At 55.9% G+C, this 25484-nt stretch carries 16 protein-coding genes and 1 pseudogene; 9 read left to right on the plus strand and 8 right to left on the minus strand.

Going from position 1 to position 25484, the window contains the following annotated elements:
* Window positions 1-61 precede the first annotated feature (61 nt).
* From IPM21_16545 to IPM21_16555, 3 genes are all read right to left on the minus strand, one after another.
* A complete protein-coding gene (locus IPM21_16545; GenBank protein ID MBK9165483.1) occupies window positions 62-760 on the minus strand; it encodes a hypothetical protein in 699 nt (232 codons plus the stop codon).
* Window positions 757-1434, minus strand: a complete 678-nt coding sequence (locus tag IPM21_16550; protein ID MBK9165484.1) for an ABC transporter ATP-binding protein — start codon at window positions 1432-1434, stop codon at window positions 757-759. Before IPM21_16550 ends, IPM21_16545 begins: the two co-directional genes overlap by 4 nt.
* A 106-nt stretch (window positions 1435-1540) precedes the next feature.
* Window positions 1541-3073 (minus strand): efflux RND transporter periplasmic adaptor subunit, encoded by a 1533-nt coding sequence (locus IPM21_16555; protein ID MBK9165485.1) that lies wholly within the window; start codon window positions 3071-3073, stop codon window positions 1541-1543.
* A 297-nt stretch (window positions 3074-3370) separates the two neighbouring features.
* On the opposite strand from IPM21_16555, the gene IPM21_16560 reads away from it, so the two are divergent.
* The 4 genes from IPM21_16560 to IPM21_16575 are packed head-to-tail and all read left to right on the plus strand — an operon-like array spanning window position 3371 to window position 8668.
* Window positions 3371-3943, plus strand: coding sequence for an FHA domain-containing protein (locus tag IPM21_16560; GenBank protein MBK9165486.1), 573 nt, complete (start codon window positions 3371-3373; stop codon window positions 3941-3943).
* Window positions 3944-3988: 45 nt separating this feature from the next.
* A complete protein-coding gene (locus IPM21_16565) occupies window positions 3989-6454 on the plus strand; it encodes a protein kinase (protein MBK9165487.1) in 2466 nt (821 codons plus the stop codon).
* 9 nt (window positions 6455-6463) lie between these two features.
* Window positions 6464-7003, plus strand: a complete 540-nt coding sequence (locus tag IPM21_16570; GenBank protein ID MBK9165488.1) for an RDD family protein — start codon at window positions 6464-6466, stop codon at window positions 7001-7003.
* Between the two features lie 9 nt (window positions 7004-7012).
* Complete coding sequence (locus IPM21_16575) at window positions 7013-8668, plus strand: SpoIIE family protein phosphatase (GenBank protein MBK9165489.1); 1656 nt, start codon at window positions 7013-7015, stop codon at window positions 8666-8668.
* Here IPM21_16575 and IPM21_16580 read toward each other — a convergent pair.
* Window positions 8665-9237 (minus strand): sigma-70 family RNA polymerase sigma factor, encoded by a 573-nt coding sequence (locus tag IPM21_16580; protein ID MBK9165490.1) that lies wholly within the window; start codon window positions 9235-9237, stop codon window positions 8665-8667. The two genes, IPM21_16575 and IPM21_16580, sit on opposite strands and share 4 nt — an antisense overlap.
* 160 nt (window positions 9238-9397) lie before the next feature.
* Here IPM21_16580 and IPM21_16585 point away from each other — a divergent pair, with 160 nt between their 5' ends.
* Complete coding sequence (locus IPM21_16585) at window positions 9398-10807, plus strand: hypothetical protein (GenBank protein MBK9165491.1); 1410 nt, start codon at window positions 9398-9400, stop codon at window positions 10805-10807.
* Window positions 10808-10882: 75 nt separating this feature from the next.
* On the opposite strand, the gene IPM21_16590 is transcribed toward IPM21_16585, so the two are convergent.
* Both IPM21_16590 and IPM21_16595 read right to left on the minus strand, forming a co-directional pair.
* Window positions 10883-11572, minus strand: a complete 690-nt coding sequence (locus IPM21_16590) for an SDR family oxidoreductase (GenBank protein ID MBK9165492.1) — start codon at window positions 11570-11572, stop codon at window positions 10883-10885.
* 5 nt (window positions 11573-11577) lie between these two features.
* Window positions 11578-13062 carry a cryptochrome/photolyase family protein gene (locus tag IPM21_16595; GenBank protein ID MBK9165493.1) on the minus strand — a complete coding sequence of 495 codons (1485 nt, stop codon included), beginning with the start codon at window positions 13060-13062 and terminating at the stop codon, window positions 11578-11580.
* 247 nt (window positions 13063-13309) lie between these two features.
* On the opposite strand from IPM21_16595, the pseudogene IPM21_16600 reads away from it, so the two are divergent.
* The 4 genes and pseudogenes from IPM21_16600 (at window position 13310) to IPM21_16615 (ending at window position 17465) form a co-directional block, all read left to right on the plus strand.
* Window positions 13310-13474: pseudogene (locus IPM21_16600) on the plus strand (methyltransferase).
* 33 nt (window positions 13475-13507) lie between these two features.
* The gene (locus tag IPM21_16605; GenBank protein MBK9165494.1) at window positions 13508-13837 is read left to right on the plus strand and encodes a hypothetical protein; all 330 of its coding nucleotides are present in this window, start codon (window positions 13508-13510) and stop codon (window positions 13835-13837) included.
* Window positions 13838-14209: 372 nt separating this feature from the next.
* Window positions 14210-16507, plus strand: coding sequence for a hypothetical protein (locus IPM21_16610; GenBank protein MBK9165495.1), 2298 nt, complete (start codon window positions 14210-14212; stop codon window positions 16505-16507).
* Between the two features lie 10 nt (window positions 16508-16517).
* Window positions 16518-17465 (plus strand): hypothetical protein, encoded by a 948-nt coding sequence (locus IPM21_16615; protein MBK9165496.1) that lies wholly within the window; start codon window positions 16518-16520, stop codon window positions 17463-17465.
* A 2-nt stretch (window positions 17466-17467) separates the two neighbouring features.
* On the opposite strand, the gene IPM21_16620 is transcribed toward IPM21_16615, so the two are convergent.
* On the minus strand, window positions 17468-21103 hold the full coding sequence (locus IPM21_16620) for a protein kinase (protein ID MBK9165497.1): 3636 nt from the start codon (window positions 21101-21103) through the stop codon (window positions 17468-17470).
* 43 nt (window positions 21104-21146) lie between these two features.
* Window positions 21147-25484, minus strand: a complete 4338-nt coding sequence (locus IPM21_16625; protein ID MBK9165498.1) for a protein kinase — start codon at window positions 25482-25484, stop codon at window positions 21147-21149.

The raw sequence follows: 25484 nt of genomic DNA on the forward strand, positions 1-25484 counted from the left end.
TTTTTGCAGTATTGCAATCACATTATACGCAACCCGGAGAATAAAGTTAGATGCGGGCGGACTAAATTTTGTTCGCGAAGAGTTTGTAAAGAGATGCAAAGTGGCAGAAAACGACGATCGGCACTATGACCGACGGCAGCCAAACGTACGGGAAAAAGGAGACGGCACGGTTAGGCTGTTCGAAAGCGATCTGCTGCATTGGAGACGGGAAAGCAGCAATGGAGATGCCGACGATTGTAAGCACTAGTCCAAGAGCCGCCAGGTTCCAGCCAATAAGCAATGTGCGGTTGGGGTATTTTCCGCGAAATGCGAGGTACGCGACTAGAGGAGCCGTGATGCCGGAAAGGATGTCGAAGTTCCAGCCGGTGAAGCTCATTTGCGGCGCGATCGCACCGGCTTCCTCAAGAAAATGAAGCACGATCTCGATCGGGATGCGGATCGTGTGGATCAGCGTCAGAGCAAGGAGCGGAAGCGAAGCGACGAACGTTCTCCGTGCAAAGACGAATAAGGCCAAAATAAAGAGAAATGCCGGAAGCGGGCCGAAAAGCAGCAGACGCGGCGGAACCCCTTCAGTATGCTGGTAAAAACCGCCAATGCCGAGCGCGGCCTGAAAAAGGAGCCAGAATGGGATCGCTGCGAGGACTACCCTGCCGGCTGTAGTGTCCGCTGAATCGCGGCGGACCACGAAAATAGAGATGCCGACCGTTACGAAAACGGTCAGCATAAATAGGATCGAAACAAATGGAGGAACGCCGCTCACCGGATCTTCTCGTCTTTTTCGATGCGACCGTCGCGAATGGTGATGACGCGGTGAGCCCGCTCGGCGACCTCTTGTTCGTGGGTGACGATGATGATGGTGTTACCGTCCGAGTGAAGCTTTTCAAAGAGTGCCATGATCTCCTGGCTTGTCTTTGTATCGAGAGCTCCGGTCGGCTCGTCCGCGAGGAGTATCGAGGGATCATTCACGAGCGCCCGGGCAATGGCAACGCGTTGGCGTTGTCCGCCGGAGAGTTCGTTAGGCTTATGCATAACGCGGTCACCAAGCTCGACCGAATTCAATGCCGCACTCGCCTTATCGTGGCGCTCGGATGAACGCATTCCCGCATAGATCAGCGGGAGTTCGACGTTGTGGAGGGCGGTCGCCCTGGCGAGCAAATTGAAGGTCTGGAAAACGAATCCGATCTCTTTGTTACGAATCCGGGCGAGTTCGTCGTCCGTCATTTCAGAAACCATATTACCGTTGATCCAGTAATTGCCCTTGGTCGGCGAATCGAGACAGCCGATGAGGTTCATCAAAGTCGATTTTCCGGAGCCGGACGGTCCGATGATCGCCAGATACTCGCCCTTTTCGACTCTGAATGAAACGTCGCGAAGCGCATGCAGCTCTTCTACGCCCATCTGGTAGGTCTTCCAGATGTTTTCCATAAGGATCAGGGGCCTTTCCTTGGCCGTATTCCCGTTTTTTTCAGGCTGCGGGGAAGCGTTCGCTTCTTCGTTTTCCATAAAGCGGTACATATCCATGGTCATCCATCAGCGGCGATCAAGACCCGGCCCTCGGCTGTGCCGCCTGTTTCTTCACTACGGTGCCTTCTTTTAGGGTGTTTAGAACACGGCTTGGCCCGGTTATGACCTCCTGGCCCTCAGAAAGCCCGGCGGTGATCTGAATATCCGATTCGCCCGTGATGCCTGTTTCCACTTCAACAAACTTCACCTTATTGTCCTCAAGAACATAAACGCCCTTGATCGGCTTCGGGCGATCGGCGGGCTCGGGCCCGTTGCCCTGTGGCGTTGGCGAAGGCGAAGCAGAGGCGTCCGGACGTTTTTCAACGACGGCCTGTAAAGGCACGGCGACGACGTTCTGTGCGGTCTGTGTCGTGATGGTCGCCGTTGCGCTCATGCCAGGACGCAGTCCTGTCTGCAGATCTGCGGGCAAATTCTTGAGCTGGATGACGACGCGAAATTCCTTCGCTTCCTGAACGTTGATGTTGGTCGAAAGGCCGCCGGAGGTCTGCGATTTGCCGACCGCAAGCGGTGTTTTTTGCGTAACCTCGCCCTCGATCTCGACATCGCCAAAGGCATCAACCTTGACCTTAACCGGCTGGCCGACTGCGACACGGTCGATCTCGGTCTCATCGACCTTGACTTCGACGTTGATGGTTGACATGTCGGCGATGGTCATTAGCGGCGTGGTCGAGAGCCCGGCAACGGCAAAAGTTCCTACTTTCGACGGGATCTCCGCAATTACACCGCTGATCGGAGCAACCTGAAGCGTCTTGTCGCGTTGGCTACGCTGGCCGCGAAGTACCGCCGCTTGCTGGTTTGCCCTCGACTGGCTTGAACTGACATTGATATTTGCTGTCTCAACTGCCCGGCGGGCGTCGCGGACAGCTATCTGCTGTTGATTTACTCTGGCTGTGGCATCGCGAACAGAGATCCGCTGCGATTCGAGCCTCGCTTTGGCCGTTGTCAGGTTAACGCGGGCGTTATCAACCCGGTCCCGAGCCGTGTCAAACTCTGACCTTGCAATGACCCCGCTCTCGAGGAGTTGTTCCGAACGGCGGAGTTCGCGATTGGCCGCATTGACCTCGACCTCGGCACGATCTACTTCCGTCTGCGCGGTCACAACGCCTTGTCGGGCATTATCGACAGCGACCTGAGCGATATTCAGCTGTTGCTGCGCCTGTGCCAACTGGTTGGTCGCGGCGGCAACCTGCGACTCGGTCGCTCTTATGTCGCTCTGGGCGGTCTGGAGAGCGGCAAGCTGTGCGTCAGTGCTCGATTCGAGTTGGTTCGGGTCTAGTCGAACGAGCAGAGCTCCTTTCTCAACCATCTGGCCTTCCTGGACGAATATTTCCTCGATTCGGCCCTGAACCTCGCTTGTAATATTCTGGAACTGGATCGGCCGGATCTCACCGGAGGAGACCACGGTCGAACGAAGTTCGGGACGAACTTCGATCTTAACCACTTGCACCTCGGGAACATCCTTACGAGTAGCAAAGATCGCCACAATAATGACGATCAACAAAACCACCAGAGATGAAGCTCCGATGATGATCTTCTTTTTTCGGCTCATTGCCATGCTTCGTTATACCTTTCTATTTATTGATCGGTTATTCTTCTATTTTTGTTTCGGGCACTTGGCCCACGGGCCGGGCCCTGTTTTGTTACAAGCAGTTACTACGACCGCCAATAATACGATGTTTCAATTTTCTTCAAAGATTCCGGCCGTGGCCAAGCGAAGCCAATACTTTTAAGCGGCTGCCCCGGAAACCGCTTGCCGAATTTACGAAACAGCTCGAAAGCGGTAGAATGCTTTTGTTTTAGCGTGCGAATTTTTCGACGACATCAAAACCCGGACCCTGGATAGAACATGATACCTTGCCCCGGCTGCGGCAGCCAAAACATAGATGGATCGCGTTTTTGCGACCAATGCGGAACACGGCTGCCCGCTGATATACACACAACAGAGGCACCGGCCGACTCGCCGGCGACCGAGATCAGCAGCCCAAATTTTCAGGTTGGCTCGGTAACTAGTATAGGTATTCCACCGATCGTCGAACCGATCGCCCGCTCTCAGGCACCGACCTCGAACGGCGGTTCTGATACTGAACGCGGTGTTCTTATCATCGAAAAAGGAGCCGGACCTATAACCGAATTTGAGTTGAAGAACCCGGAATCCTTTATCGGTCGCTGGGATGCAGACAATGGTATTTTCCCGGACATTGACCTCGACGCGATCGATCCGGATGCAAAGGTTTCAAGGCGTCATGCAAAGGTCATCCGCCGCGAGGGCCACTTCCTGATCGAGGACCTTGGTTCTACAAATGGTACATTTATCAATCGTGGTCGACGGTTGCTGCCCGGAAGTCCGCAGCGGCTGAACGACGGAGACGAGATAATCGTTGGAAAGACCTTTTTGCGGTTTAAGATCGTGCCCAATTGAGACACGCGGCCGAGTTTCATCCGAAGTGAACGTTCGCTCTAAATAATGAAGTGTCAGGAATGCAACTCTGAGATCTCGGAGCAGGATTCGTTCTGCCCGTACTGCGGCATTGTGCTAGCGACCGTGCCGGCCGTCGAGGCGGAGCCTGTGCCTGACGACCTTGAGAGCACGGTGATGATGTCGCCCGAGGAGGTTGCCCGGCTGGCCGAACTCGAGGCTAAAAAGGCCTCCGACCTACCTTTGGACACGGCGAATGAGCAAGAACCTATCGAGGAAACTCCGCCGCAAACGCTTGAGAATTTCATACCTGGGCCGACGTCCGAAACAGTTTACCCAACTGACGACAAGATCGAGCCCGATATCTCAGCCGAGCTTCCCGACGCTCCGCTTCCCGATATCCTTGCTGAGTCAGGTTATAGCACCGGCGATATGGATCAGGCACCGCCGGCCGACGTCGCGGAACCGAAAGTTGAGGAGCCACCGACCGTTGAACCAGCGGCCGTAGAGGAGCCCTTAGTTTTGAACGAGGCCCCGGCATTTTCTGAAGAGGCGACAATTTATCAGTTCACGCCCGAGCGTCCGCAACCCGAGGCTCCGACGCCCGCGGCAGAAGAACCGCCCACTGCGGTGTCGACGGAAGAACCCAAATCGAGTTTTGCAGTTGAGTTCGAGATACCGGCCGAAGAGGCGTCGGTCGTCGCCGAATCCGCTCCGGTGGAAGAAGAAGCGGTTGAGATCGGCTGGGGTGAGGAACCCTTCGAAGCTGCACCAGACGGCGAATCCAAGTCGAGTGTCGTTGCCGCAGAACCCGATGAGGAGCCTGCACCAGAGGCAGAGCCGGAGCCGGATATTCGGGCCGAGCACGAGATACTGAAGCCTGTCGAGGAACTTGATCTCCCTGATTCATTTACGGGCGGCTCGATATTTGATTCCGTGAGGATCATGGAGCCGCCGACCCTGATCGCTCCGGCCGTAAATGCCGAGGATCTGGTCGAACAACCGGCTGCTGCTGAGGTGCCCGCATCTCCGGATGATACCTCTGAGAAGCCTGCATCTGACGAACTTGCGGCCGCGGGCATTAACCCGACATCTCCGAACATTGGCGGCCCCGATACAGACAGCAAAAAGGCTGCAAAGCTTAAACCGCTTTCGGAGGGCACGATCCTGAACGGCCGCTACGAGATCATCCGCAAGATCGGCGGCGGAGGAATGGGTGCGGTTTATCTCGCGAGCGATAACAACCTCGGCGGCGTTCTTCGAGCCGTCAAGGAAATGATCCAGGCACATATCGAGGACGAGCAGCAGGAGAAGGCTATCAACGACTTCCGCCGTGAATCGATGATCCTCTCGACGCTCGACCATGCCGGGATTCCGACGATATTTGACTATTTCTTTGACCAGGATGAATGCCGCTTTTATCTCGTGATGAAATACATCTCGGGCGGCGACCTGGCGGCACGGCTGCGTTCGGCACCCGAGGGCAAACTCGACGAAGCCACGGTCACGGACTGGGCTATTCAGATCGCGGATGTTCTGGAATATCTGCACAGCCAGCCGTCGACGATCGTTTACCGCGACCTGAAGCCGAGCAACATAATGGTCGATGGGAACACGGGCCGAGTGATGCTGATCGATTTCGGCATTGCCCGCTCGATCAGCCAACGCGAAGAGAAAGGCGTGACCGCGGTCGGGACGATGGGCTACGCCCCGCCTGAGCTGTTCAGCGGAAATGTCGAGCCGCGTTCGGACATCTACAGCCTTGGCTCGACTATGTTCCATTTGCTCACCGGAGCCGATCCGCAAAGCAATCCGCTTCTAATTTTCGATTTTCAAAAGAACCCGCGGCCGCGACAGATCAATCCCAGGCTTTCGGACCAGATCGAAACTATCCTGATGAAGGCCGTGGAATACAGCGCGGAGGAACGCTTTGAGTCGGCGGCTGCGATGAAGGCGGCGCTCGAGGCCCATCTCACGGCGCTCAGCGGTGCTAAGGTGAGCTACGGGGTTTCGGAATCGCCGACACCCGCATCTCTTGCGTCGCAGTACGTCTTCTGTGGCTTCTGCGGTCAGCGGATCATCGCCTCGGATCTTTTCTGTGCGTTTTGCGGAGCTCGGCAGCCGATCGGCGGCCCGGGAATTCAATCGGCGAACTATCAGACCGGTACGCCGACCGCGAGGTTGTTTGTTGAAGGTACAAGCGAGCTTACCGCCCCGACCTTCTCAATAACGAAGGACGAGAGTCTGCTCGGGCGGCGTGACCCGATGTCGAACATCTTTCCGGAGGTCGATCTTTCTAAGTACGACCCGCAGACGAAGATCTCGCGTCGACACGCCCGCATCTGGAAGGACGCAGGAAGTTTCTTGGTCGAGGATCTCGGCTCGTCGAACGGAACTGTCCTTCTCGTCTCGGCAAAGCAGCCGATGCGGCTCGTACCGCACCGTCCGCACGCGCTCAATAGCGGTGACAAAATAAAGCTTGGCGATACGGTCCTTCAGTTTTACGTCGGGTAGTGATCGGTAATGGCGACAAAATTAGACGAACCGAAGGATATAAAGATCAAGAGGGAAACGGCGGGGCCGCAGATGGTTCGGGTTGTGCGTTTTGAGCCGGAAGAGGTGGTTACGCCCTTCTTTCTCCGATTTGGAGCAGCAGCCATAGACTACCTTTTTCTTGTTCTATTTCCGGCGATGTTCCTCGTAATAAGCCGGATGATGGGGAACGACGGAGCTGCCCTGATCAACAGCGAGCTGAACAACGTCGGCTGGCTATTATCTATCCTTTTCGGCCTATCGAACCTGATCGTCCTTCCCATTCTCACCGGCAGGACACTTGGGAAGTTTATGACCGGGCTTGAGATCGTCGGGAGCGATGGACGCCACCCTTCGATAATGAAGATGCTCCTGCGGCAAACGCTTGGGTATCTGACGGTCATTCTATCAGCAGGTTTCGGCCTCTTACCTGTCGCTTTTAGCCGAAAGGGCAGAGCATTGCACGATTATATTTTTGGTACCTTTGTCGTTTTTGCCAGCCGAAAGCCGGTCGGGCAAACGAATGATTAAAAGCGAAACATGGCCCGCCTAATACTTAAGAAGCCCAACGCCGATCCCGAGTTCGTCGACCTTAATCGAATCCGGACGACGATTGGACGTTCCGCCCGCAGCGACATCTGTATCGCCGATGCCTTCGCCTCGCGTCTGCACGCGGAGATCAGGCAGGAAGGCGATGGCTTTTGGCTGCACGATCTCGGCTCCGCAAACGGCACGCGCTACAACGGCACTTTCATCAAAGGCGGCGTGCCGATCGCGACCGGCGGTGAGATACAGATCGGCGAAAGCAAGATGGTATTTGAGGCGAGTCACGTTCCGGCGATCGGCGGAGCAACGCTTATTGCCGATCAGACCGAGGCGCTCGACCCCTCGAAGACGATCTCGTTCCAAAGCAGCAGGATCCCGACGACCGAGCTCTTAAAAGGGCAGTTTACCTCGCGGACCGATCTACTCGCGCTTATCAGTAAGGTAGGCGTGGCCTTGCTGTCTTCAACCGGACTCGAAGAAACGCTCGATCAGGTTGCGTCGCTTGTCTTTGAAGCGGTTCCCGCCGAGCGCGTCGTTATAATGCTCCGCGATGAAAAGGATTCGGAGAAGATGCAGGTGATGATCGCCCGCATCCGCAATCAGCAAGAGCGTCTCCAGGAGGTTCGTGTAAGCAACAGCGTGATGGACGAGGTGCTCAAGCAAGGGCGCTCGGTTCTAACGGCGGACGCTCAGCAGGATCCGAAATTTGCAACGCAGACCGTTATGCTTCAGGGCATTCGGTCCGTTCTCGCGGTTCCGCTAAGCGTTGATGAACGAACCATCTTTGGCATGATCTACGCCGACTCGCCGACCTATACGACGACGTTTACCGAGGAGCATCTCAATATTTTGACAACGCTGGCCTCGGTCGCTTCGATCCGGGTTGAGAATGCCGCGCTCGTCGATGAGCGAATGGAACGTGAGCGAATGGAACGCGAGCTTGAGCTGGCTACTGAGATCCAGCAGCGTTTCCAACCCTCGGCCCCGCCGACCCTCGAAGGCTACGAATTCCAGGGTATCTCGTTCTCGTGTTACGAGATCGGCGGCGATTACTACGATTTTATACGGAGGCCTGATGGAAGAATGGTTGTCGCCCTAGGCGATGTTTCCGGCAAGGGAACCGCCGCGGCGTTGCTTATGTCGAGTCTTCACGCCGCGATACACGCACAGATATCGGCTGCGAGTTCGATACCGAATACGGTCACGTCAGTCAATAAATACCTAGCCGAAAATACGCCGTCCAATCGGTTCGTAACGCTCTACATCGGCGAACTCGACCCTGCGACAGGGAAGCTGATCTACATCAACGCCGGCCACAATCCGCCGTTGCTTTGTCGGGCTGATGGGACGATCACGCAGCTAGATTCGGGCGGACTGCCGCTCGGTCTGATGGAGATGGCTGAGTATGAAAGCGGTGAGCTTACGCTCGAACGCGGGGATGTTCTTGTGGTTTATTCCGATGGTGTAAACGAGGCGGCCAATGATACTGAAGAGGAATACGGCCTTGAGCGGCTCGAGGAGGTCGTGCGGAATCATCGAACTGCCTCGGCGGCCGGCCTTCGCGACAAGATCGAGTCGTCGCTATCGACATTCACCAAGAATGCGCCCGCCGCGGATGACGTGACGCTTTTAATAGTGAAGCGAAACTAATCGTTCGTTAGCTCCGCGTGAAGCCACGCCTTTGCAAACTTCCAATGACGGTTAACGGTCGGCACGCTGATGCCCATCACTTCGGCCGTCTCTTCGATCGATAGCCCTCCAAAATATCGCAGCTCGACGACCCGTGCTTTTGGCGGGTCTTGTTTTGCGAGTCTCTCAAGCGCCTCGTCAAGTGCCAGCAATTCGCTCGATTTCTCCGTCGAGACGACAAAGATCTCTTCATCAAGCGGAAGTATCTCCGCATCGCCGCCGCGCTTATTTGCTAGGTGCTTTCGGGCGTGGTCCATCAGGATCCGCCGCATTACCTGGGCCGCGATGCCAAAAAAGTGGGCACGGTTCTGCCACCTGACCTGCCGCTGATCAATAAGCTTCATATAAGCTTCGTGGACGAGCGCCGTCGGCTGGAGCGTGTGGTCGCTACGCTCGCGTCTGAGATAGCTGCCGGCCAGGCGGCGAAGCTCGTCGTAGATGAACGGGTAGATCTGGTCAACTGCGTCGGCGTTGCCGTCCGTCAGTTCCAGCAGCATTTGGGTTATTTCGCCGGCGGCGTCGTTGCTCATATGTCCGATCAAGGCAGAGATTCAACGCGATTATATTTGAGGCTTCGGTTGTTGGCAATTTGAATCTGGTGATGTTGATACAGAATCGCAAACATCTTCGCGTTTAATGGTGACAGATATCCTGCGGCCAGCCGCGATGACCTGGAGAATATTAATGAGAATGCGATCATATTTGGTTTTGACGATGTTATTCGTGCTCGGCGCTTCGGGCGTCGCCCTTGCGGACCTAAAGGTAAAGACCCGGCAGACCGTCTCGGGGCAAAGCTTTGAGAATACGATGCTCGTAAAGGGAAAGCGCCAGCGCTCAGAATCGATGAACGGCGCTTTGATCAGCATCACCCAATGCGACCTTAAGCGTGCCATCCAAATGAACCCCGCGACGAAGACCTTTACGGTCAATGAATTCGGGGAGATCGAACCGGCGTCGGGAAACGCAACCGCGACGAAAGCAACGTCTCAACCGAGTATAAAGGGCGGCCGCGTTCTGATGACGATCAACATCCGCGACACGGGCGAACGGAAGCAGATGTTTGGCCTGGAGGCTCGGCGGTTGATCATCACGACAGTGATGGAATCTTCGCCTGATTCATGCAGCCGCGTAAACACCAAAATGGAAACCGACGGTTGGTACGCCGACCTCGAAGCCGGCTTTGACTGTAGCACCGCCGCTTACTCCGCACCGCACTCTGCGAATTCGGGCGGCTGCAAGGACCGATACGAAACGAAGCAGACCGGCACCGGCAAACGCGGTTTCGCCCTTTATGAAAAGATGACGATGTTCGACGATGCGGGTAAGGAAACTATGAGCATGGTCAGCGAGGTCATCGAGCTTTCGAAGGCCGTTCTTGATGGGGCACTCTTCGATGTTCCCGCAGGTTACCGTAAGGTCGAGGATTCCGCACAAATGTATGCAGCTGCCGGAGATCCATCTTCGACATCGGTGCCGGAGAGCACTAAGGGAAACTATGGAATGGAATCACCGCTTGCGACAAATGTCACCCGCGCAGCATCGACACCGTCCGTAGCCGGTGTTCAGGCGGGTGAGAAGAAACCGGGAACCGTTCGAATCGGACTTGCCAACGTAAAAACCGGCTCGCTCGGTAAAGAAATGCCCGCTGCGGAACTCGCGGAGGCCGTCCGAAATACGCTCATCGCATATTTGAAGATGCCGAAGGTCGAGGTCATACAGCTCGAAGCCCGGCTCCAGACGGCGATCGATGCCGAAGCAAAGGAAAAAGAGTGCGATATGGTCATCTATGCAACCGTTTCGCACAAGAAAGGCGGCGGCGGATTCGGGATGTTTAGCAAGCTCGCCTCGCCCGCACTCTCGAGCATCGGGTATGGCTCGACCGCAGGCGCGATCGCAGCAAATACGGTCATCTCAGCCGGATCTATCGCCGGAAGCGTAAAAGCAAAGGATGAGCTCAAGCTGGAGATCCGGATGGTTAGTGCATCGGGCCAGCCAACTCTCACGGGTGAGTACAAGGCAAAGGCGAAGAACGACGGCGACGACATTCTCTCCTCCGTGGTCGAGCAAGCGGCGGAGGCGATCTCTCGGGTCCTAAAATAGGGGCAGGAAAGAATTATAGCGGGCCCGACAATTGTGGTGCCGGGCTGCTCCAATTGTAAGTGGCTGCTGCGTGGCCTATTTCAGCGATCCGATACCGCCGTCCACACGCAGCACTTGCCCCGTGACCCAAGACGACTTATCCGAAAGAAGGAATTCCGCTGCTAGGGCTATATCAGATGGAACACCGTGACGCTTTAACGGATGGCGTTCGCCCGCTGCATCGCGCTTCTGGTCGGTGTTGAGAAGCTTTTCGGCGAGCGGAGTATCGGTCAGCGAGGGAGCGATGCAGTTCACGCGGATCTTTGGGGCGAGCTCCGCGGCAAGTGCGCGGGTTAGCCCTTCAACGGCGCCCTTTGCACCGGCGATCGACGCGTGGAACGGCATTCCGGTCTGGACTGCGACCGTGCTGAAAAGGACGATGGATGCAGAACCGGCTTCTTTTAGACTGGGAAGAACGCTTCGAATGGCCCTTGCCGCCCCTATGTAGTTAACCTCGATGTCCCGTAAGAAATCGGCGTCAGAGAACCGATGAAAGGGCTTCAGGTCGATAGTGCCGGGAAAGTAAGCAAGCCCGTCGATCGACCCCTCAATAACCAGTTCATCGGTTATTGCGTCAAACTGAGTATGCGTCACTCCGGCAAGGCCGTCGAGTTCACCGACCGTCCGCGAGAAGATAAGTACCTCATGGCCGTCTTCAGAGAGTGTTTTGGCGAGTTCCAGGCCGATGCCGTAGCTGCCGCCGATCAGTATAAATCGTTTGTTCATAGAGTTTAGTTCAGCGATGCCAGAAAGCTCTCGGCCGTATCGTGATACGCGGCACGCTTTTCCGAGGGCATCTTATCGAACGACCGCACCAGCATTCCGAGACGCGGATTCCGGATCAGAAACTCGCGGTGATTATCCATAAATCGCCAAAACAGTCCGTCCCAGATTTCGCACCATTCGCCTTTTCGGTAGTCGCTCATCTTGAGAATATAGTTGCTGCCGCTGAAATATGGCTTGGTCGTCATCGAGCCGCCATCGGCAAACTGGCTCATACCATAGGTATTCGGCACCATCACCCAATCGTATGCATCAATAAAAAGTTCCATGAACCATCGGTAAACCTCGTCTGGGTCGATCTCACATAGCAGCATCAGATTGCCGATTACCATCAGCCGCTCGATATGGTGGCAGTAACCGGTTTCCAGCACCTTTTGGATCGTTGCATCAAATGGTTCTAACCCTGTCGTACCGTCGTAGAACGAGCTAGGCATCGGGCGCGTGAATTTCCAAAAGTTCGTTGTCCTTTGCCGCCGGCCTTCGATCTCATAAACGCCGCGGATGAACTCACGCCAGCCAATGATCTGGCGGATGAAGCCCTCGAGTGAGTTGATCGGCATATCGTGTTTCTCGGCGTGTTCGATCGCGGCATCGATAACCTCGTCAGGTGTTAGCAGCCCGGTGTTCAGGTAAGGCGAAAGGACGCTGTGGAAAAGATACTTTTCGTCCCGTACTATCGCGTCTTCGTAATCGCCAAAGACCTCAAAGCGTTCGAGCAAGAACTGCTCAGGCATCTTGCGGGCATCGGCTCGCGTCACGGCCCAATTGAAGGAGCCGAGCTCACCAGGGTTGCCGAGGAAATCATCTTCGACCGAACTGATCGCGTCCTCCAGATACTTGCTACGGCCGGGAACCCAAACCTTTGGTATCGAGAGGCCTGCGGGCACTCGCTTTCGATTGTCCTGATCGAAACTCCATTTTCCGCCGTGCGGCTCGCCGTCGGCAGCTACCATGATCCGTCGCGACTTTCGTTCGGCAATGTAGAAATCGGTTTGGAAATATCGCTTTCGCGACTTGAGCTTCGTAACAATCTCGCCGGCTGAGTTTAGGAAGCCGGGCGAACGGTGACTTACGACCTCGATGCCGCAAGCTTTGGCAGCGGTGTCGATCCGTCGTGCGAGCCAATCGTCTGCAACTTCGCAGATGTGGATCGCCTGAATGCCGACCTCTGCAAGGTGCGGAATGAGCGCCCGCACATCGGCGATAGAGTCACCCGATCGAACGTATTCGACCGTGTAGCCTAAGCCCTCCAGCTCGTTTTGATAGGCCGCCATCGTTGCCCGGTGAAAGGCGAGTTTTTGCTTGTGGAAGCTCACCTCGCGAAAGAAAAGTTGTTCCTCGACCAGATAAACACCATCCGCAGCGTCGACGGCGGGATTTGGCAGAAATAGCTGATGCGGAAATACAATGGCCGCTGATTTTTCCCTCGACATCTGGTTCATTTCGTCATTCTTGTGTTCGGGTGGAAGAGGAATACGGTTGCAGATGGTCCGCAGTGGTGATATGTTCCGGTCGCGATCTCGCGTAAGAGGATAGCAAAACCCTATACCTACAAATTTTACGGAGGCACTATGAGCAACCCAACACCCGCTGATCAAGAACCGCGACCTACCCCGGGACAGGTGATGAAACGTAAGGGGGCATCCTTCACAGGCCGCATACGTAGCGGCAAAGCTTGGAATCGCCGATATTCTAGCTGAGGGCCCGCGAACGGCCGAGTACATCGCCGTTGCGACGCAAACGAATGAGGACGCGGTCTATCGCGTTCTTCGCGCACTTTCGGCGAGCGGAGTCTTCAGCGAGTCCTCGCCGCGGACGTTTGCCAACACGGCGGCAAGCGACACGCTGCGGACCGATCATCCGGAAAGTACCCGCTATATGACCATCTGGATGGGCGAGCCAGAGCACTGGAAGGTTTACGGCGGGATGATCGAAAGCGTTAAAACAGGTCAACCGGCGTGGGACTCGGTTCACGGCGAGCCGGTATTCAAGACGCTTTTTGAGACCGATCAGCCGCTCGGCGACATCTTCAACAAAGCGATGACGTCGTTCTCAAACGTAACGATACCGGCGATCATCGAGGCGTACGAGTTTTCCTCTGCGGGCACGGTTGCGGATATCGCAGGCGGATACGGGCACCTTCTCGGCGCAGTATTAAAAGCAAATCCGGGCGTGAAAGGCGTGCTGTTCGAACTTCCGACGTCCTAGTGGCGGGTGGCGTTCCGCGGCGGGGGCGGGTGGGTCGCGCTGAGACGACAGGCGGGTGCGAAGGTCTGTCCGCGCACGCGGGGCATGAGCCGCCGGCAGGTGCTCGCCTCGATGCCGTCTCGCCCGGCGGGAAGGAGCGAACGGCGGACGAGTTCGAAGAGCTACTTGAACGCTCGGGGCTGAAAATGACTCGGATAATCGAGACAAAAAGCCCAATCGGCATTGTCGAAGCACGTTAAAGCTTAGTTCTCATCCGGAGATCATTTCATGGAGGCCCGCATTTATTGCGGGCTTCTGTGATATTTGACAGGCCGTTTCATCGCGTTATCTGGCGGAGTCCTTAATTACTTTATCTGAGCAGCAATACTCACCATGACAAGCAAACTCAAGATCGTAAATGCTTTCCTCGCGGCCGTAACATTACTTTCGCTCGCCGCTCCGTTCATCACCGTTGAGGCTCAGACGCGTCGCGGGGCGGCGACCGCATCTGCCGGTACAAAGCCGGCCGCCACGAAATGCAACGGAGCGTGGACGGGCTCGATAACCTATTCACGAACGCAGTCGATGTCAGACACAAAGACGACCGATCGCGTCTCGAATCGCGGAAAGGACACGACGACCTTCGAGATGAAGATCGACTACAAGGCCCAGGTCGCCGTTGTCGAATCGGCGGAGCAGAACGGCCGCAGCGACGGAAAGGCGACGATCAACCACAGTTTCACCACGAGCGAAACTACAACAGCTGTTGAAAAGAATTCATGCGACCGCGGGAAGACGTGGCGAGATATGACCGGCACTTTCGTTTCACAGAGCCAAGTGACCGGTTCAGGCAAAGAAGAGGCCTCGGTCGGGATCGGCGTCAACGAAGATGGTACCTACAGTGTGAGCGTCGGGCTTCCGCAGATAAAGGGACAGGGAACCGGGAAACAGACGGCGACCTTCAGCGGACAGTGTGTCCCCAAAGAAGGCAAGAACCTCTCGATGCCCGCGACCGAGACGACGATCGAGGGCAACTCGCTTACCTTGGATGGTAGCCATCGCGTCGATCCAAACGACCCGAACAAGCTCAGCGGCAGCTTTACGCAGTCATTTCAGAACGTAACGGAAACGATCACTTGGAACCTTCAAAAGTGCGGAGCTCCGCTACGATTGATCGATCTCAAATTCGAGGAAATGAAATATCCGACATGGAATGACTGGGTCGAGGTCACGGAACAAAAGGGAACAACGGACGGCAATCTCGTGAAGATCAAGGCGAAGGTGCTGAATGCCTCCGGCGAGACGAAGTATGCCGACGTCAAGATCAAAGAGACCTACAAGGGCGACAAGTGGGACGGAGCACGGCCGGACGCTCCGCTCGAAGATCTCACGGGATCAGTTCGCGTCGAGCCCGGCGAGGAACGCGAGGTGGAGTTTGTATGGGATTCATCAGGCTATGCCTGGTACGACGACGGCCGCCCGCGGCTCGTCCAGCGGATCAAGGCCGAGCTCGAGGAGAACGGTAAGAAGTCCGACGAGATGACAAAGAACCTCAAGGTCGCACCGAAGCCGGTCGTGCTGGTCCACGGGCTTTGGAGTAACTGGAAGGCTTGGGAGGCGTGGCAAAACATTCTAACGACCTCGCATAGCTACGATTGGAAAGCGTATCCGGTCGGCGAAAAGCCGGAAAAGGGAACTATGAACACCGGCGGGTCGTTCCTTTCGACCAATGCGACGAACTCGATCTTCGAGAACGCCCAGGAGCTCGGCAAATATATTCGCTATGCGCAGGAAGACCGCAACGCCTGGCATGTTGACATCGTTGCTCATTCGATGGGCGGGCTTATTTCGCGACACTATATCCATCATTTCATGCCGCCGGTCGAGGATGGCCGGCCGCAGGTCGCCCATTTGGTAATGCTTGGGACGCCGAACATGGGCTCGCCGTGTGCGGATGTTATGAATACGGCATTTGAGACGCTGGGCAAGAATGTGGAGGCAGTCCGGCAGCTGCGGCAGGACGTCGCGGCCGAGTTCAATCGAACGGTAACAAACCGCAAGGGTGTGAAGTTCTCTGTGCTTGCCGGCGACCCGCTTCCGGTAATGTGCAAAACCTACGTTTGGAACGACGGCGTGGTGCCGGTGCCATCGGCCATTTGGCAGATCAAGGACAATGCAAAGTCGAAGAACGTCCACACGGAGCTTACCGGTACAGCGGACTTTTCAGCCTTCGTGAAGCCGCGATTGGCTATCGGCCCGAAAGGTAACCACTTTCCCGAAGCACCGGAGGCCCCGAGCCTTCCGAATTATCAAGGGCTTATTGAGCCGCAAAAGGCTGAATATTCTCCGCGACGATTTTACGGAGCATCGACGGCGGAGAGTGATGTCTTTGCACGCTGGCTGTCGATCGAGCCCGGTACTCCGACCGAGATCGAGTTACCGATTGCGGCCGGCGTCGACGACATCGGCCTGACCTTTATCGCAAATGCGTCTATATCGGTGACGCTTGTCGGGCCTGACGGTTCCGTTGACGGGAAAGATGAAGCGGGTTCGCGGACCGCAGGTAGCCCGTTCCGTTCGATCTACGTCGAACGCGGCGTGAAACCGGGGATTTGGAAGGTCCGTATCAGCAATACCGGCCGTGGAGAGACCGACATTGCGCTGACCTCATGGTCGGGCGTTAGGAGATAAACGAATGAGAATGTTCTTCAAATTGCTTTTGGTTTCTACGATCTTGGCGGCTGCCGGGCTGGCCCAGATGTCAACGAACGCCGACCCGGATGCGGTCAAGTTCGTTACTTCTGACATCGATCGTTTCTGGAAGGCATACGATAAGGCAACTGCCGAAAACGCCAAAAAGATCTATCAAGATGAGTACTTTGCACCCGGCACGGACGGCTTGCAGCTTTTTCTTAAATACCGGATCGGCAGTGCCAAATCGCTCGCTGCGCAGATAGCAGCGGCGCGGAAATATTATGAAGATCTGCGCGAGCCGAGCCGGCGGGTTGCCAGCTTTGAGCCGAAGATGCGAGCTTCTTTCCGGAAATTGAAGGAGCTTTATCCCGACGCCATATTCCCTAATGTTTATTTCGTCTTAGGCCGGATGAATTCCGCGGGCACGCTCGCTCCGGGCGGGCTTCTGATCGGCGTCGATATGTTCGGTGCCAATGGGAATATGAACACCGAAGGGCTCACGGCATGGCATCGTTCTGTGCTTGGGCCGATCGAGAAAGTGCCGTTTGTCGTCGCCCACGAATCGATCCATTATCAGCAAAAGTACTCTCTTGGAGAGGACGCGACCCTTCTCCAGCATTCCATCAAGGAAGGATCAGCCGATCTCATCGCGGAACTAATGTCTGGCGGACATGTGAATATGCATCTCAAGGAATTCGGCGACCGGAATGAGGAAACGCTTTGGACTGAATTCAAGCAAGAAATGAATGGTACGGATCTTTCGAACTGGCTTTATCAAGGCGATCAGGCGAAAGATCGTCCGGCCGATCTCGGCTATTACATTGGTTACAAGATCACGGAAAGCTATTACCGCAATGCCTCGAACAAGCTAGCGGCGATCAAAGAGATCCTCGAGATAAAAGATTTTGGGGAGTTTCTTAAGGCGAGCCGTTACGAAGAAAAATATACGAAGTAAGCCTACGGCAAGATAGGGCCGTTCATTCGGCGGAGTATCTCGCCGTATCGTTCGTCGCCGCGGATCGGATCGAGTTTCGGTTCGACCGCCGTCCATATCATCCAAGGATTGAATTCCTTTTGTGCTGCGTCAAGGTTTTCAAATCCCAGGTCGTATTCGCCTATTGCAAAGTAGGCGAGGGCGAAGAAATAGCTCCCGATGTATCGCTCAGCGGCGATCTTTTGCCAACGATCGATTCGGTCGCGAGCTTCTGCAACCCGGCCAGCTGCGGCGAGAGCAAAGCATAGCGGGTGTAAGATCAGCGGTGAATCGGGTGAGAGATCTTCGGCGATAAGCCCGTGCCTTAAAGCTTCCTCGACACTGCCTGCTTGTAGCAACGTATTGCAGGATTGCACGTGGCTTTGCATTGAATTTGGTGCAAGAGAGAGAAGCTCGTCACATTTTGCTACCGATCGCGAATAATCGCGGGCCTGATAGTAGGTCCAGGCCGTCAACACTTTTGGCCTCAGCGACAGCGGGTCGAGCGATTCTGCCGTATCCAGCTCTTTAAGACCTTCTGCAGTTCTTCCGGAACCGACGAGGTATGAACTGAGCCATTCATGGCCAAGAGGATAATTCGGGTTAAGCTCGATCGCCCGGCGATAGCATTCCTCGCTCTTGTCCCATTCCTGCATATTTGAATGGTAGAGTCCGAGGGCAGCGTGTGCCTCGGCAAGGCTTGGGTCGATCTCGAGTGCCCGATGAAGGTTGGCACGCATCTGCGGCAGAGCGACATCCGGCGGGATCAGCCCGTATATCAGTGCCCAACCGTTAAAATCCGCAAGTCCGGCATAGGCGGCTGCAAATTGCGGGTCAAGCTCGACCGCACGCTCGAACGATGCGAGTGTTTTCGGGAACGTCTCCGGCGAGAATTGGCTCCAGAAAAAGCGGCCCTGAAGGTAAGCATCGAGTGCGGCTGGGTTAGACGTTCCCCGCTTTGCTAACTGAGACGCCATCTCGTCGTCTATCTGAGTCAAGATCGAGCGAGTGACCTGTTCCGCGATCGAATCCTCAAGGTCGAGCAGGTCGACCGTTGATTCGTAAAAGCTCGCCGACCAACGAACGGAGCGCTCTCGGACGTCCAAAAGCTGGACCGTCAACCGTATGCCCTCGGTGGCCGTCCGCAGGATGCCATCGACAATGAACTTAACGTCGAGCTCCTCGCCGCAGACTAAAGGATCGTCATGCCGGCCGGCGGAGACGATCACCGAACTCGTCGGCCGAACTTTAAGTTTGCGGACGTTAGAGAGTCGAAGCGTCAATGCATCGGCGAGTGCCGTTCCAAGAAATTCCGGCAGGCCAAATGTAGGAGCGGTAGAACCGATGAGCCGGAAGGGGAGCACCGCGATCGAGCGCTCCCGGCCGTCGGTCCTTGGTGCTGCCGAGGTCTCAAGGGCAATAGGATTTCCCGTTCGGCCAAGAATGTCCCGATAGCGCGGATCGGCTCTGATGACACTGAGTTTGGGATCGACCCCGAACCAGACCATCCATTCATCGCCTTCCCGGAGAGCTCGCTGAAAGTACTCAAATGCACGATCGCGGTTGCCCGCGGCAAGGTGGGCCATAGCCAAAAAATACGGCTTCATATGCCCAGTGCCATCGGTCTCCTCGAGCTTTGCGACGATCTTAGCGACGGACTCCTGATCTCCCTGGCCGGCACGAGCGAAGGCCAGCATATATCTCGGAAGCCCGGCGGCTTTCCAAGATTCGGCAGAGAGCCGAAGCAGTTCGACCGCCTCATCGTATTCTCCCCCTTCGGTAAGAGCGTTCCCAAGATGCAGCATCGCCTGCGGCATCCCGGGTTCCATTTCAAATGCTTTTCGCGCCTTTTGGATCGCTTCGGAATTCCGTCCACAGAGATAATAGGTCCACGACGACATCAAGACCGCTCGGGGCGACAATGGATCAAGGGACTCGGCTTTCAGTATCTCGCTGATGGCATCATCGAAGACCCCTTTACTGCAGAAAATATTCGAAAGGCACTCGTGAGCGAACGGGGTGTCCGGGTTCGACTCAAGGGCGAGCCTTGCAACGCGTTCGGCTTCGCGCCAATCGCGCCTCCAGAGCAGCTCAATAAATGCCTTGCGCGAGAGGGCCTCGGCTGAGCCATCGTCGATCCTGAGGGCCTTGTCGATCGCGGCCTCGGCCTTGGGAAAAGCATCTGCCGCCGCGAGTTCGCCAAAGATCGAGGACCAAATGTAGAAGTCCGCAATGCCGATATACGGCAAGAGGAATTCCGGATCAAGAGTGACCGCTAGGCTGAACTCCTCAAGGGAGTTTGTAAGCCCCTCATCGGTAAATCGGCTCCAATGGAATCGGCCACGAAGATATGCCGAATACGCTTCGTTATCCTTTGTAGGGGGCGGGTGCATTTCCTCGCGGTCCTGACGCGGAAGCTCGGGCAATAAAGCTCCGGTCAGCTGCCGGCAGATCGAATCTTCAAGCTCGATAAGGTCCTTTGCGTTCTCGCGAAACTCTCGCGTCCAGACGGCGTCGCGTTTCGCTACATTGAAAAGGCTTGCCGAGACCGACACCTCGCCCATAACTTGCCGTGATGAACCTGCGAGAACGAAATCAACGCCGAGTTCGCGGCCTGCATCGAATGGCCTTCGGCTGCTGAATGAAAGCACAGAGGTAGTAGGCCGAACGACTATGCGGGCAATCCGCGAGATGCGGGAAATAAGGGAATCTGCGATGCCGACGCCGAAAGCTTCCGCGTCGTGCTCGGTCCCCTCGGCGTCAAATGGAAGGATCGCGAGCGTGGGCTTTCCAATTACGGGCGAGAGTGCCGAGCGGCAAGACCGCGACAGATCCTCAGATGCGCCTTCGAAATTCTTTTCAAGGGTCTTGCATATCGCTTGGGCGGAGAGCAAGCGGACGTTCGGGTCTACGGCCGTGCATCGAGCAATGATCGGCTCGAGGCACGATCGAATATCTGCAAACTCTTTCGTTTCGGCAACGCCTCGAAGCATATCTCCAAGCAGAATACCGAGTGCATAAATGTCACCCGCGACCGATGCGGGTTCGCCGCGAGCAAACTCGGGTGCATCGTAGCGGCTCGTGACGGATCTCCCGGGAGCCAGGCTTGCCTCGGGATCAGACCGCCGAATGCCGAAGTCGAGCAACTTTACGGTTCCATCATTGCTAACCAGAATGTTTTCCGGCTTCAGGTTGCCGTGGAGGACGTCTGCATCGTGAGCCGATTGTATCGCCTGTGCAACCTGCCGAAAAAGCGCCAGCCTCTCTGCAACGTCAAGCTTTTGCTGCTCACAATGATCGAGGATCGTTACTCCTTCCACGTATTCCAGAACAAAATACGGCGAGCCGTCCTCGGCAGTACCGCCACCGTAAAAATGTGCGATGTTGGGATGATTCAGGGCGGCTGAGATCTGTCGCTCGCGTTTGAACCGTTCGAGGCCCGGTTCGTCGAAGGTGCCGACCCGGAGAAGTTTTATTGCGACGCGCTGGTCAAACTCGCCATCGACCCGTATGCCGAGGAAAACCTCACCAACGCTGTCGCGGCCAAGAACCTTCTCGAGCCTATACGGGCCGATTCTCAAGGCAGGCTGAGAAAGAGGTTTTTGCAGGGTACTACTCATTGCGAAAGCCTAATTCTGACATCACCGGTTTGAGTGGTCAATGTTACTTTTCGGCAGGGCTTTTGAGTTTGTTCAGCAGGCGTTGGAAGCGGGCCTCATTGCGAATCGCATCAAACCGCGGATCGACCTCAAGGAAGTTGATCCCATGTGATGATGCTGATTCCGCTCGTTCGAGTGCGTCCAGAGCTTTGTCAGCGACGCCATAATGCATGAAAGCAAGTGCTTCCTCATAGGCGAAAGCATAGGCGTTCCCGGCGATCGCAGTATTCGCAGCAACCTCGCTGAGCGTCTGGATCGAAGCTTCGCGGTCAACTTGCGGGTCACGCGTCTGTAATTCGATCAGGAGCCAACTCGGGTCGCCAAGATCGCCGTTGCCGTAATTGATCTCTTTTCTGAAGACTGCCTGGGCAAGGGGGATGTCATTCATCGCCGAGGCTGTCCATCGTTTCACTTTCAACGCAGGAATGAATGACGGTTCCTCGGTCAGCACCGAATTGGTCTCGCGGATCGCCCCCTCGTAGTTTCCGGCGCAAAAGCTCGCCATCGCCGAGGCAGACCGGACCGCCGGCGACCGCGGGTCAAGCTTTCGTGCATTCTCGATCTCCTGGGCGGCCTCAACGTGTTTACCCGTGGCCGAGAGGAATAAAGCGAACCAATGATGGGCCTGCGAGAGCGATGGGTTTAACTGGATCGCCCGGCGATAAGCAAGTTCCGCTCCTTGGCGGTCGCGGGCTGCGTAAAACTTCAAATATGCATCGGCGGAGTGGGCCTCGGCGAGCCCGTCATCAATGCTTAATGCGCGGTCAACGTATTCTCGAGCCTTCTCGTACGAATCCGCCGGAGCTTTCGTGTCGTACAGCTTGAGAAGTAGGTACGCTTCGGCCATTCCGACGTAGGCGAGTGCAAAGTTTCCGTCCTTTGCGAGCGACTGGCCGAAGGTCGTGATCGCCTGTCGCAGGTCTGTGGCGGAACGACGCGTTAGTTGATACCGCCCTATGAGGTAAAATTCGTAGGCCTCGGGATTTTCGGTGTAGCTCTTTTCGACCTGATAGCGTTCAAGAGCAAGAGGCTCTATTCGAAGCGTCGCCCAAATACGCTCGGCCAGCTCGGTCTGAAGCGAGAAAAGACCGGTCTCGTCGGCGGCGAAGGTCTCTTGCAAAACGCTCGAACCGGACGCAGTATTTATCATCTCCGCCCTAAGTGTTGAGACGCCGTTCTGAACCGAGAGTTCACCTTTCACAAAAAAGTTCGCACCTGTTGAGGTGATCGCCGTGAGGTCGTCTTCGTTCATCGTTCGGGCAGTGTTTGCTGAGATCACCTGGAGCCCCTTGATGTTGCCGAGTTTGTGCGTCAATGCGTCGGCAAGCCCAACACCCAGATTGAACTTGTCATCCTGTACCGTGCGGAAGGGAAGCACAACGATCGTCGGTGTGGTGAATGGCCGCTCGGAAGCACCCCGTAAAGAGCTTCCAAAAAACACGGGCAGCACGAAATATCCAATACCTGCAAGGATCAAAAGTCCGGCGAGTGCCGCAGCGATCTTGCTCGGGAAACCGCCGATCTTTGCGCGGGCGGTATCCATTCCGGCGGTGTCGGGGCCGTCGCTAATAACGAGCGTTGTCTTCTCTTCGTTTCGGGAGAGGCTGCCATCAGTATCGTGCCCGAGGCGGTAGCCGCTTTCGGAGAATCGCTTGAAGAGCATTCGATATCCGGTCCCTTCAAGAATCTCGTCGAATCGCGGATCGCTTCGTATCGGATCGAACGCGGGCTCCACACCGAGCCAATTTAGCCATGCCTCGCGCGAATCGAGCGCCTCCCGGAGCTTCTCGATCGCTTTTTCGTGTTCACCAAGCTCAACATAACCGAGCGCCATCTGGTAAGGCGAGACGTATCTTTTTCCGGCCAGCTCTTCAAGTTCACCAGCCGCTTCGCAAGCTTCATCATCCCTGCCGGCGACAGCCAATGCCTCTACGTTTGCTGTTTTGGCGAAGAGCCCGTCCCCCATCAGAGCGATCGCTTTCTCAATTTCCTCGATCGCCCGCCGAGGTTCATCAAGAGCGCGCAGCACTTTGCTTAGGCCGTAATGTCCAAGACCATAGCCAGGAAAATCGCGAACGACCTTTTCGTAACGGGTACGGGCCTCGGAAAAGCGTCGGCTATAGTAGAGCCCCCAAGCGATGTTGTGATGGTTAAACGGGGTCAATGGGTCGAGTTCGGCGCCGCGTTCGGCAAACTGTAGCGCCTCCGAAAAGCGCCCTTCGGTGAACAGTACAATCGAATACCAAACGTGCGCCTTCGCGTTGGCCGGATTTAGTTCTAGGGCCTTGAGCAAATAGGTTTCCGCCTTTGACCAATCAAGGTTTCCGGCGTGAAGACAAAAGCCTAGGGTAGCGTTGGCCTCCGACAACTGCGGATCGAGTTCTACGGCCTTTTGCGCGGCAGCGATGCCGGGCTGGAAGCATTCATTCGGCGGAAGAACGCCGATTATACCGAGCCACGCGTAATAATCCGCAATACCCGTGTAGGCAAGAGCGTAGTTGGGGTCGGCGGCGATCGCTTTGTGAAAACTGACGAAAGCTTGGGCGAAGCCTTCCTCGGTAAAGCTATTGAAGTGATAACGTCCGCGAAGATAATTCTCGAACGCCTCAGGGTTTTCCGTTCCGCGCTTTGCGAGCTCTTCAAATTCCGCTCCGCTGATCTGCGGTAAAATCGCCTCCAGAACCCTGATCGAGATCGTATCCTCAAGAGTGAGCACGTCCGAAAGGGTCTCGTCGATCGAGGTCGCCCAAATGGTCGCATTATCGGCGATGCTGAGTAGTTGGACATTGACCCGCAAACGGTCGCCTGCCTGCTTGATGCTCCCGTCGATGATGAACTCAACCCCGAGAGCTTCGCCGGCCTTTACAGGGTCAGGCTGCTCTTGGCTGAAAGCGAGGATCGAACTCGTCGGCCGCACAGTGAGCCGGCGGACCTTGCTGAGGCGGGTGATCATTGCATCGGCGAGCCCAAGCCCTAGAAAGCTGTGGTCGGTATCGCTTGCCGGGCCGAGGTTTATGAACTTGAATGGCAGAACAGCGATCGACCTCGTTGCCTCGGCCCGCCGCAGAAACGAAGTCGTCTCGGAGAGCCTCTTTGGCGTGTATTTCGGGGCACTGACCTCGGATCCTGAGAGCGAACGCTCGATGTCAGCGGCAAGGTCGGCTGCACTCGCATAACGATCTTCGGGCCTTTTCGCCAAGGCCTTCATCAAAATGTCGTCGAGGCCGTTTCGCAACGTCTCGCGAAGTTGATCGATGGTCGTTTTACGGGTAGCGGCCGCGCGTCCGATATCGCCGTTGTATCGGGTCAGGAGCGTCTCGTCTATCTGCAGTGCGTTGCTGGGAAGCTCCGGCATCACTTCGCATATGACACGGCTGACCTCATGCAGTGCACGGCCGGAAAAGCTGTAAGGCTTGTGACCGGTCAAAACTTCGTAAAGCAGAACCCCGAGGGAATATATATCGCTTGCCGGCGTGACCTCCTCGCCCTGCACTTGCTCTGGGCTCGAGTAGTCAGGCGTCATCATCCTTAGCATCGAGGCGGTAGGGTTCACCGATTCATGGATAAGCTCGGGGTCGAGTATTTTGGCGATGCCGAAATCGAGCAGCTTTGGAACGCCGGCTTTGTTGATCAACACATTGCCAGGCTTGATATCGCGGTGAATTATCTGGCGGCCGTGGGCATACTCTACTGCTGAGCAAATCTGAAGAAAAATGCGAAGACGCTCTTCAATGGATAGCGTTCTCGAATCACAATAATTGTAGAGGGTTTCGCCATCTACATACTCCATTACGAAGTATGGAAGCCCCTCTTCGGTGGTTCCGCCGTCGAGCAATCTGGCGATGTAAGGGTGATCAAATGAAGCGAGGATCTGCCTTTCATGCCGAAATCTCCGGATGATGAAGTCAGAATCCATCCCCTTCCTGATCAGCTTTACCGCCACCTTTTGCTCAAATTCGCCGTCCGCCCTTTCCCCTAGATAGACCGAGCCCATGCCGCCGCGGCCAAGCTCACCTGCAAGACGAAAGACTCCGATCCTTCGCCCGTGGAGGTTTGATGTCGGGTCCGCGGGCGGGGCGTCAGACATCGAATTTGAGATCTCCTTCTTTGCATTTGTGGAGAGAAATCGGCTGTCGGTCCAGACTGAGGCCTCAATAAACTGCTCAGAGGAAGATTCACTGCGAAGAAGTTTCTCGACCTCCGGGATGAGCCCCGGAGCGTCGGCAAGCAGGCGCTCGATAAGGGACGAACGCTCAGTTGCGGGCACTTCAAGTGCCGCATGAAACGTCTCCTCTATTCGTTGCCAGTCGCTGTTCTCCACGCGTTTTATTATAGGCGCCAT

It is taken from the genome of Acidobacteriota bacterium, from assembly GCA_016716435.1.
In the GTDB taxonomy this organism is placed as follows: Bacteria; Acidobacteriota; Blastocatellia; order Pyrinomonadales; family Pyrinomonadaceae; genus OLB17.